Consider the following 10,363-nt stretch of genomic DNA (forward strand, 5'->3'; position numbering starts at 1 on the left):
GGCCGATTTTGAGTCTAAAAAATTGATTTTTAGTCTCAAAATGAGTTGAAAATCAGTCTTTTTAATAGAAATTGAGAATTTGAAATTGCTGTGTGTTTTTCTATGTTTAGAACGATGAGATTTTGTGTAATTAGTGTTGTTTTGTAAGAATGATTTATTTAAGCAATATTGGCTAAATAAATAGTAAAAAATCTCAGTCTTGCTGAGGTTTTTAAAGTATTTTTTGTTAATTTTTATTAAATGAAATAGTAGTTACTTTAGGAATTGAAATATTTTGGTTATGAGAAGAAAGAATAAAGTTTAAGTTGTAGTATAGTTGAATAAATACCTTTGTACCACCGTTTGGTTTAATTTCAATGTTTTTGAATTCTACATCGAGGTTACTGATTTCGAAAAATTCATTTTTCCCTTTAAATAAATCTAATTGAGTTTCATTTTTAATCACATCCTCAATCGGACTTGTATTACCATACAGTTTGATTATTGAATGTGTTTGCGATTGCAATTGCGCATTTTCGTTATCTTCATTAATCATTCTTAAGAGATTTTTATTAGGCATATTGTTTATATTTAGGTATTTAACTACTTCTTGTAAACTAATAGATTGAGATTTATTGTATTCGTTTTGTATTCTCTTTATGAAATTCTTGCCTTGAGTGTCAGTTGTATTAAGATTAATATCAAAATTTTCTAAATATTTAGAATCAAGTTTTTTGAATCCTGTAAAGGAAAAAATTCTTGTTTTGGAATGATACTCCTTCCCATTATTTTTCATTTTTAAATTAAAAGAAATTTCTAAACTACCAGCTAAATCATTAACTGTAATTCTTTGGTTATCAAATTCAATATGTTCACCATCTTTGTTTTTAAAATAGTCATTTTTAGTATTATCTATTTGAACAAAGTTGTCAACAATTTTGTGTGATTTTCTATAAAAATGTAAAAACGATGAAGGAAACATATTTTTTAGTATATCTTTCTTAACTACTATATGTTTTTCAATTATAAAGTCAAGAGCTTCTTTTTCAGATATTATAGTATTACCAGAAATAGGCTTATTGAATACTTCAAGTCTTTCTTCAATATCTTTTTCTTCAGTGCCTTTTTCCTTTGCAGCATATTTAGATACAAATGTAAAAATAATACTTTTTTTATCCGAAGAAAGTCTTGGTTGCCCCTCTTTAGCAAAGAAATAATTTTTAGGACTTGTTTTAGTAAGAGATACTAAATTCAACTTTTGATGAGAGGTTGAAGAAATGCCTTCAATTGTTATATAATCCAACAATTCATTATCTTTTAGTTCTTCAATTTTTTTGTTAGTTTCAAATAGTTTTTCTTTGTTAAAAGTTAGAATGATGTTTTCTCTAGTAAATATCTCAATCTTCTTAAATCCACTTAATTTAACACTCTTATTATTGAAAATATTATTATCAATTTTGATTGATAATGAAACTTCCAATTCACCAACTTTTTCATCATAAGCTTCAATTTTAATATTAGAAATTTCAACTTTTTCTTTAGTATCCTTCTTACTTTCTTTTAATAATGAAATAGCATCAGTAACACTTAGATTACTTTTTAGATTATAAAGACTAATTAATCCACCAAACTTATCAACACTTATACCATTTAATTCGAATTTTTCTTCTTTCCATTTTTTATCTAAATTAGGTTTAGGAGCTGGATTTGGGTTTGGTGTTGGTTGTGGATTAGGTTGTGGAGTTGGATTTGGTGCAGGATTTGGATTAGGATTTACTTCTGGATTTTTATGCGGACTTTTTTCTTCATTTTTATTATCTTCGCATCTTGCAGAAATGATTGAAATAGGCGCAACAACACCTAATAAACTAACTAAAATTAAACTATTTTTTATATGTTTCTTCATAATATATACATTTTACTCCAAATAAATAATTACTCAATTTATGAGGTTTCTATTGAATAAAAAAACACTAATTCAAAGAACTTGAATTTGTGTTTAAAATTACTTGATAAATTCTTTTTTCATATATGGAATTAAAACTTTTGGAATAGTGATACTTCCATCATTGTTTTGGTAGTTTTCTAATATGGCAGCGACTACACGATCAATTGCTAAACCTGAGCCATTAATGGTATGAGCATATTTAGTTTTATTATCTTTGGTGCGGTATCTTATTTTTGCTCTAATTGCTTGAAAGTCTTTATAAATTGAGATTGAACTTGTTTCACGATATCTTTGTTCAGATGGAATTCATAATTCTAAATCAATAGTTTTAGCTGAACCAAAGCCCATATCGCCAGTGGATAGAAGAATTTCACGATAAGGAATTTCTAGAAGCTCTAAAATGCTTTTAGCATCATTGACAGTTTTTTTTCATTCTTCAAGAGATGATTCTTCATCTACAAATTTCACTAATTCAACTTTGTGAAATTCATGTTGGCGAATAATACCTCTTGTATCACGTCCGCCGCTTCCAGCTTCGGAGCGGAAGCATTTAGTATAAGCTACATATTTAATTGGAGTATCTAAATTAAGAATTTCATCATAGTGGAAATTAGTTACAGGAACTTCAGCAGTAGGAATTAATCATAAATCTTCATTTTCAATCTTAAATAAATCTTCTGCAAATTTAGGTAGTTGTCCAGTGCCATATAGCATCGAAGAATTAACTAGATGCATTGGCATAATTTCCTTGTAGCCATTTTTAATATGTGTATCTAGCATGAAATTTTCTAGTGCTCTAATTAAAGCAGCACCATCATTTTTATAAACTACAAATCTTGATTTTGCTAGTTTAGAGGCTCTAGCAAAATCAATGATGTCAAGTTTTGATGCAATTTCATAATGCGGAAGCACATTTTTAACTAATCCACGACCTAAGGTTGCATGCTCTTCTAAACAAACATTAGCATTTTCATCGATACCAACTGGCACATCATCATAAGGTATATTAGGAATTTGAAGTCTTAAGTTTTCAACTTCGTCAATGATTGCTTTTGTTTCCTTGTTAATTGTTTCAATTTCCTTATTCACTTCCGCTACTTCTTCCATTAACAAAGAAGCATCAATTTTATTTCTTTTTTTAATGCCAATTTCTTCACTTAATGCATTTCTTTTTGCTTGCAGTTTTTCAAGAGTATGAATTAATTCATTTCTTTTTTGCCCCAATGCAAAAACCTTATCTAAGATTGAATGATCAAAGTTTCTTGTTAGAAGTTTTTTTGTAATTTCATCTTTATTTTTTAAAAGATATTTCAGATCAATCATAAGTTTATCTCCTTAATGTTATTTAAATTTTATACTTTTTAGTTTAAATTTCTTTGCTCTTATTTAAAAGAATAAAAAATAAAGAGTAACATATAAAAAGCCCTAAAAAAAGGCTTTATGTTACAATTAAAAAGATATGGGAATACCTAGTTATCAGGTAATTGGAAAATTTAGTAAAATCTTATGACAATCAAAAGACGCAAGCATTTTGATTGTGTCTTTTTATATTGAAAAAAATGACGAAAAAAATCCAATTAGCCTTAACAAATATGGCAGCATTTCAATTACTTTTAAAGATTCTTCTTTTAGTAAATTAGGTTTAATTCTAAATGAAGAAAGTTATGAAATTGTAATTGTACGAAACGAAGCTTCCAAATATCCAGATAGTTATCTTATTGATTTAAATAATTCTAAATTCAATATTATAAAAAAAGATGAATCAGCTAATAATTTAAATTATTTAAGTCGAATTTTGAAGCTTCCTATTTTTAAAAATATTGTTGATTCAAAAATCAATATTTTAATCAAAGAATTAGGTGAAGATTTATTTGAAAGAATTCTTAATGATAGCAGTATCCATGGTAACTTGTTTGGTATTAATCAAAATGATTGATCTGAGTTTAAATCGATTATTAAAAACAACTATCCATTTATTTTGGATATAAAAAATCTTTTTAGAATTAATGTTAGTTTTAATGCTTATAAGCAACTAGCAAAGAAATTTGCAAGTTTAGATGCATTTTTAGAAGAATACAAAGAAAATATTTATCAATATTATTTTGATGCTGAAGATGATAAAAAAATAAGAATTTCAGATTTAAATAAGATTGCTCAGGAATTTTCCAAAAAATCCGTAGCATTTAAAAATGCAACATACTTATACTATTTTTTATCAGAGTATTTCTTTAGTAGTGGAAATACACGAATAAAAAAAGATTTATTAAAAGAAACTTTATTTAAATATACTAATGATCCAAATCTAATAAGAATTGACGAGGAATTTGCCAAAGCAAAAGAGTTTTTAATAAAAAAAGTTTATTTAGTTGAACTTGAATATGAAGATTCTATTTACTATACAACTAGAGATATTGTTTATATGGAAAAATATATAGTTAATAGGTTAGTTGACTTAAGTAAAAAGAATCTTAATTTCAATATTGAATATAAGATATCTTCCCATTTTGATTCAATGCAAAAAGAAGCTATATCTAAATCTCTTGAGCAAAAAATGGTTTTAATTACAGGTAACCCAGGAACTGGAAAAACACTTATTATTAATGAAATAATTTCTTTACTTTTAAACAAATATCATCCTAATGATTTAGCAATTTTAACTCCTACAGGAAGAGCAACTATTAATATCAATAACAAACAACAAAAAATTAAAGCCCAAACAATTCATAGCTTTTTACAATGGGATGCTGATGAAAATTATTTTTATATTTCAGAAAGAAATCCAATGGAAGTTGAATGTTTAATTATTGATGAGTTTTCAATGGTTTCGCTTGATCTTTTTTATTCTCTTATGAAAGGAATAAAAAGCAAAAGTCTAAAAAAAATAATTTTAGTAGGTGACAAAGACCAACTGCCAGCTATTGGTCCTGGTTACCTTATTAAGGATTTCATTGAAACTCAAATGTTTCAAACGATTTTTTTAGAAAAAATCTATCGACAAGCTGAAAACTATGAAATTATTCAGGATGCCTTAAAAATTAATGAAGGAATTATGCCAGAATTTTTAGGCAAAAATTCGCAGTTTATTTCTTGTGATAGAAAACTTCTTAAACAAGAATTAATCAAAAAAGTGCAATGATTACTAAAAAAAGGTTATTCTAAAAAAGAAATAGCAATTCTAAGTCCTATGTATAAATATGAAAGTGGAATTGATGAATTAAATGAAGAGCTTAATGCTTTTTTTAGAAAAAAAGAAAAACAAGAAATAATCAGCTACAAAGAAAGAAATTTAGCTTTAGGTGATAAAGTTATTAATCTTGTTAATGATCCAAAATTAAAGGTCTTTAATGGCGAAATAGGCTATATTTCAAAATTTATATATGGAACTTCTAAAAGCAAAAAAGAACAAACTCTAAGTCATATTACTGTGGAATTTGATTTTAATGAAAAAGATGTTACTTATAAAAGATCAGCTTTTTTTGAAAATACTTATCCAGCTTATTGCACAAGTGTTCATAAATACCAAGGTTCAGAAACAAAAGCTGTTATTGTTGTTCTTTTTTCAGAAGCAAAAAAACTCCTAAGTAAAAAACTTATTTATACAGCAATTACAAGAGCAAAGCAATATAGTGTAATAATAGGTCAAAAAGAAGCTCTTGAATTTGGGATAAAAAATGATAGTGATTCAAATAGAATTACAAACATTAAATACTTATGAAATAAAAAAGGAGGAAATTAGTTTATGAAACTTAAATTGATTGTTGGACTAGGAAACCCTGGTGAAGAGTATGAAAAAACAAGACACAATGTTGGTTTTATGGTCATTGATGCACTCTCTAAAAAATTACAAGCGCCTCTTAAAGAAAAAAAGTTCAACGGGATTTTTTATAAAAATAGCGAATTTATTTTAGCTAAACCTCTTACTTATATGAATAACAGTGGTGAATTTGTAAGAGCACTTGCTAATTATTATGATATTTTAGTGGACGATATTATTGTTGTTTATGATGATTTGGATACTAATTTAGGCAAAGTCAATATTCGTCAAAAAGGTAGTGCTGGTGGACATAAAGGAATGAGTAGTATTATTTCGCATCTAAATACTGAAGAAATAAAGCGGCTAAAAGTTGGTATTGGTCGCGATTCAAATGTCATTGATTATGTATTAGGTAAATTTAGCTTCGAAGAATTTAAAACTATTGAAAAAGTTATTGATTATGCTTCTGAAGCTTTAATTTCCTTTATTTATAATGATATAAGATACGTAATGAACCATTTTTCAAAGAAGAATTATGAATAGTAACATAGATAAGATTCAAACTTTATTTTTTAATGAATTTGCAAAAAATAAAATTGATTTAAATCAAACATTCATTTTAGGAATAAGTGGTGGCCCTGATTCCATGTGAATGCTTAATTTAATGAAGAAAAAAAATATTATTGTTGCTTGTGTTAATTACAATCACAGAGAAAATTCAGATATAGACCAAAAAATTGTTGAAGATTTTTGTGCAAAGCATCACATTAAATATGAACTGCTAATCTTAAAAAAAGAAGATGAAAAAGAAGTGGGAAATTTCCAAAAAATCGCAAGAAACCAGCGATATCTTTTTTATGCACAAGTTTATAAAAAATACGATGCTGATTGCTTGCTATTAGCACATCAAAAAGATGATTTAATTGAAACTTATTTATTCCAAAAACAAACCAAAAGAAACCCAAGTTTTTTTGGAATTAAGCAAACTAATAAGTTGCATAACATGAACATTTTTAGACCAATGTTGCACTTGTGATACAAAAATGAAATCATTGATTTTTGTGCTACATATAACATCCCTTATGCAATTGATTATACAAATAATCTACCTATTTATACAAGAAATAAAATTCGCCTTGAACTTAAAAAAATAAGTAACTTAGATAAAGATTTACTTGCCAAGCAAATTAGTGAAATTAATAGCAAATTAACTTCAAAAAATAAAGAAATTGAGACTAAATATTTATTTTTTGAAGATAGTTTTTTTAGCTATAAAACCTTAGATTTCAATGATAAGGATATCAATGAAATTCTTTTTATGTATTTACATAAAAATATTGCAGACTTAAAACTTTCAAAAAATAAAATTGAATCCTTTAAAAAATTTCTTTTGTCCCAAAAAAATTACAAAGCTTTTTTAGTCAATGATAATACTAAAGTAATCAAGGATAAGGGATTTCTAAAAATTATTAAAACACCTAAAAACTAACTTTTCTTTTATAATTTTTAATATTCTATTAAAATAATAAAATTTAAATTAAAAAGGAGGCATATTAAGAAGTCATGGAAAAAAATAACAAACCAACTCCTCCCAGAGAAAAAAGAAGACTAGGTATTTTTAGTATCATTGGAATTTTTATTGGTATTGTTGCACTAATTATTTTAGTAATGATTGCCATTGAACAAATTCGTGCTGCTTCAATTAGATATCAAAGTCCAAATTTCTTATGAGATGTAGTTAGAAGAGTAGCAACTGATAACCAACTTTATATCTCAAGATGAGCTGAAAATCCATATAGGGATGCAGTTGAAGTAACAATTACAGGGATTCCTAAAACACTTACAGAAATTCTTGGATATGAATATCCATTTAAAAGCTATTCATTTACTACGCATTTAAGTGGAAATCTATATCGTACATTACCTGAAAGTGTTATTAATATAGTTAATGCATCATCAACTGATAATAAATTTAGTACATACGCAGGTGCATTGCAATATATAATTAAAGGGCCGAATGCTAAAGGAGTTATTGCTGCAATTCCAGCACCAAGTCCAGGTATTTTTGCAAGATATATAAGTCCTGCTCTAAACGTAATTTTCATTGGTGTAATTATTCTTTCTATTATCTTTAGTGTTAGATCAATGGCAGGACGTGGCTTAGGTGGCGATATTGTTGGTTTTGGAAATAAATCCTTAGCACAAAGAGTATACTCAGACAAAAAGTTTTCTGATATTGCAGGAAATGAAGAAGTTAAAGAAGAAGTATTCGAGTTAGTTGATTACTTAAAGAATCCTAAGAAATATGCAGCTGCTGGAGCAAGAATTCCAAAAGGTATTCTTTTAGGAGGTCCTCCAGGAACAGGGAAAACCTTAATTGCTAAAGCAACAGCTGGAGAAGCTAATGTACCATTCTTCTTCATTTCAGCTTCCAATTTCGTGGAAATGTTTGTTGGTCTTGGAGCTAAACGTGTAAGAGACATGTTTGAAAATGCAAGAAAAGAAGCTCCCGCAATTATTTTTATTGATGAATTAGATGCAGTTGGAAGATCTCGTGGTGCTGGTATTGGTGGTGGTAATGACGAAAGAGAACAAACTCTAAACCAATTACTAGTTGAAATGGATGGAATTAAAGAAAATAGTGGAATTTTAATTATGGCTGCAACAAACAGAACTGATGTTTTAGATCCAGCCTTATTAAGACCAGGACGTTTTGATAGAGTAATTACAGTTAGTCTTCCTGATGTTAAAGAAAGAGAAGCTATTTTAAAATTACATTCAAAAGGCAAACAAATTGATCCAAAAATAAACTTTGCTCAAGTAGCAAGAAGAACTCCTGGATTTTCAGGTGCTCAACTTGAAAACGTAATTAATGAAGCTTCACTTTTAAGTGTTAGAGAACGTTCTAAATTTATAACACTTGATCAAATTGACGAAGCAATTGATCGGGTAATGGCAGGACCTGCGAAAAAATCAAGAACAATTTCTGAAAAAGAAAATATTGCTGTTGCATACCATGAAGCAGGACATGCTGTTGTTGGAATTAAGCTAAAAGGCGGTAATAAGGTTCAAAAGATTACAATTATTCCAAGAGGTCAAGCTGGCGGATATAATCTAATGATGCCTGAAGAAGAAAAATACAACCACTCAAAATCTGAATTAATAGCAATTATTACTTCATTTATGGGAGGTCGTGTTGCTGAAGCTATTATCTATGGTAAGGATAATGTTTCTACCGGAGCTAGTGATGATATTGCCAAAGCTACAAGTATAGCTCGGAAAATGGTAACTGAATGAGGTTTATCTGATTTAGGTCCAATCAAGTATGAAGAAGATGCTTCAAATCCATTCCTTGGTAGAGACTATATGAAAAATGCTTCATTTTCTTCAAAAGTCGGTCAAGAAATTGATGAAGAAATAAGAAAAATTATTCTAGCCGCTGAAAAGAAAGCACACGAAATTATTTCAGCAAATCGCGAACTACTTGAATTAATTAAAGACGCTTTAATCATCAAAGAAACAATTGTTGCTGAAGAAATTGAATATATTGCAACAAATATGAAATTACCAGAAGAAATGACAACAACTAAAGAACAGTTAAAAGAAGAATATTCTGAAAATGATTTCAATACATTATTCAATGAAGTTTCTGGCAAGAAACAAATCGAAGATGACAAATATAAAGATGATTTAGATGCAGAATTAAAGAAGCATTCAATGGATAATAAAGAAGAAGTTAAAGAAGAAAAAGACGAAGAAAATAAGGACGACATCAAAGATAACAAGGATGCTTCTTTTGAATAATTCTTATAATTCCTAAAGCAAAAAGTTTTTTAATGATTTCTTTTTAAATTAAGATGAAAATGGCAAAAATAAATTGCCATTTTTTCTTTTATTTTAGTTTTTTAATTATGATTAAATAATAGGTATAAAAGAATATCAAGGAGAGATATAAATTCAAATTAAAATATGAAGAAATATTCAAGTTTAATAGCTTTTGCAACAATTCTTATTGTTTTTAGCTCATTGCTTTTAATTTTTCCGCTTTTTCATCTTCTAATAACAATTCAAGCGTTTAACTTAGTAGCTGAAAAAGCAAATAAGATATCAAGAATTCTTGTAATTACAAGTATCCCGTTATTTGTTATTACAATAATTTTGTTATCAATCATTGTTTCAAGAACACCAAATGAAAGTGGTTTCCGCACACCAACTAAAACACTATTAAGTGCAGTTATTATATTTGCAATCTTACAAACATTTTTATATGTAATTATTCTATCAGATAATATTGCACTTGCCATTCAAATTCCATTTGTTAAATTTGGATCTGAAACACACATTAATTTAATTAAAAATAGTCGTTCAATATCACATTTTGTACTAAATTTAGTTATTGGAATCATTGTTCTTGTTAATGCTAACAAAATACTAAAAGTATGTAAAAAGAAATCTGAAGAAATGCAAATTCCACAATACTATGATACACATATGTATAATGAACACTATATGGAATAAAATCATTATTTAGTATTACAAAACTTATTTAAAATACAAAGCTACTAAAGATAGTTAGACTTTGTATTTTTTAATTGTTAAAAGAGTAATTAAACTTAATTTTAAATATAGGTTAAAAATGCACTTTTCAACTTAATTTAAGATGATTTTTGCACCAAAATCAG

General features: G+C 27.3%; 7 protein-coding genes. 5 read left to right on the plus strand and 2 right to left on the minus strand.

Annotated elements, in window-relative coordinates; translation table 4 throughout:
- Window positions 1-226 precede the first annotated feature (226 nt).
- Window positions 227-1,885: a lipoprotein 17-related variable surface protein gene (locus MAU_RS00575; RefSeq protein ID WP_004423400.1), complete on the minus strand. Its 1,659-nt coding sequence runs from the start codon at window positions 1,883-1,885 to the stop codon at window positions 227-229.
- A 99-nt stretch (window positions 1,886-1,984) separates the two neighbouring features.
- Window positions 1,985-3,250, minus strand: a complete 1,266-nt coding sequence (gene serS / locus MAU_RS00580; RefSeq protein ID WP_004423403.1) for a serine--tRNA ligase — start codon at window positions 3,248-3,250, stop codon at window positions 1,985-1,987.
- Window positions 3,251-3,386: 136 nt separating this feature from the next.
- Between serS and MAU_RS00585 the strand changes: the two genes are divergently transcribed.
- The 5 genes from MAU_RS00585 to MAU_RS00605 all read left to right on the plus strand — a co-directional run bounded on the left by MAU_RS00585 (window position 3,387) and on the right by MAU_RS00605 (window position 10,199).
- Window positions 3,387-5,663, plus strand: a complete 2,277-nt coding sequence (locus MAU_RS00585) for an ATP-dependent DNA helicase (protein ID WP_004423406.1) — start codon at window positions 3,387-3,389, stop codon at window positions 5,661-5,663.
- Window positions 5,664-5,666: 3 nt separating this feature from the next.
- The gene (gene pth / locus MAU_RS00590; RefSeq protein WP_004423410.1) at window positions 5,667-6,224 is read left to right on the plus strand and encodes an aminoacyl-tRNA hydrolase; all 558 of its coding nucleotides are present in this window, start codon (window positions 5,667-5,669) and stop codon (window positions 6,222-6,224) included.
- Complete coding sequence (gene tilS, locus MAU_RS00595; RefSeq protein WP_004423415.1) at window positions 6,217-7,170, plus strand: tRNA lysidine(34) synthetase TilS; 954 nt, start codon at window positions 6,217-6,219, stop codon at window positions 7,168-7,170. The genes pth and tilS overlap by 8 nt, the downstream gene beginning before the upstream one ends.
- 74 nt (window positions 7,171-7,244) lie before the next feature.
- Window positions 7,245-9,485 (plus strand): ATP-dependent zinc metalloprotease FtsH, encoded by a 2,241-nt coding sequence (gene ftsH, locus MAU_RS00600; protein WP_004423418.1) that lies wholly within the window; start codon window positions 7,245-7,247, stop codon window positions 9,483-9,485.
- A 165-nt stretch (window positions 9,486-9,650) separates the two neighbouring features.
- Window positions 9,651-10,199 carry a hypothetical protein gene (locus tag MAU_RS00605; protein ID WP_004423421.1) on the plus strand — a complete coding sequence of 183 codons (549 nt, stop codon included), beginning with the start codon at window positions 9,651-9,653 and terminating at the stop codon, window positions 10,197-10,199.
- Window positions 10,200-10,363: the final 164 nt, after the last annotated feature.

The sequence above is a fragment of the Metamycoplasma auris 15026 genome, assembly GCF_000367765.1.
GTDB classification, from domain to species: domain Bacteria; phylum Bacillota_I; class Bacilli_A; order Mycoplasmatales; family Metamycoplasmataceae; genus Metamycoplasma; species Metamycoplasma auris_A.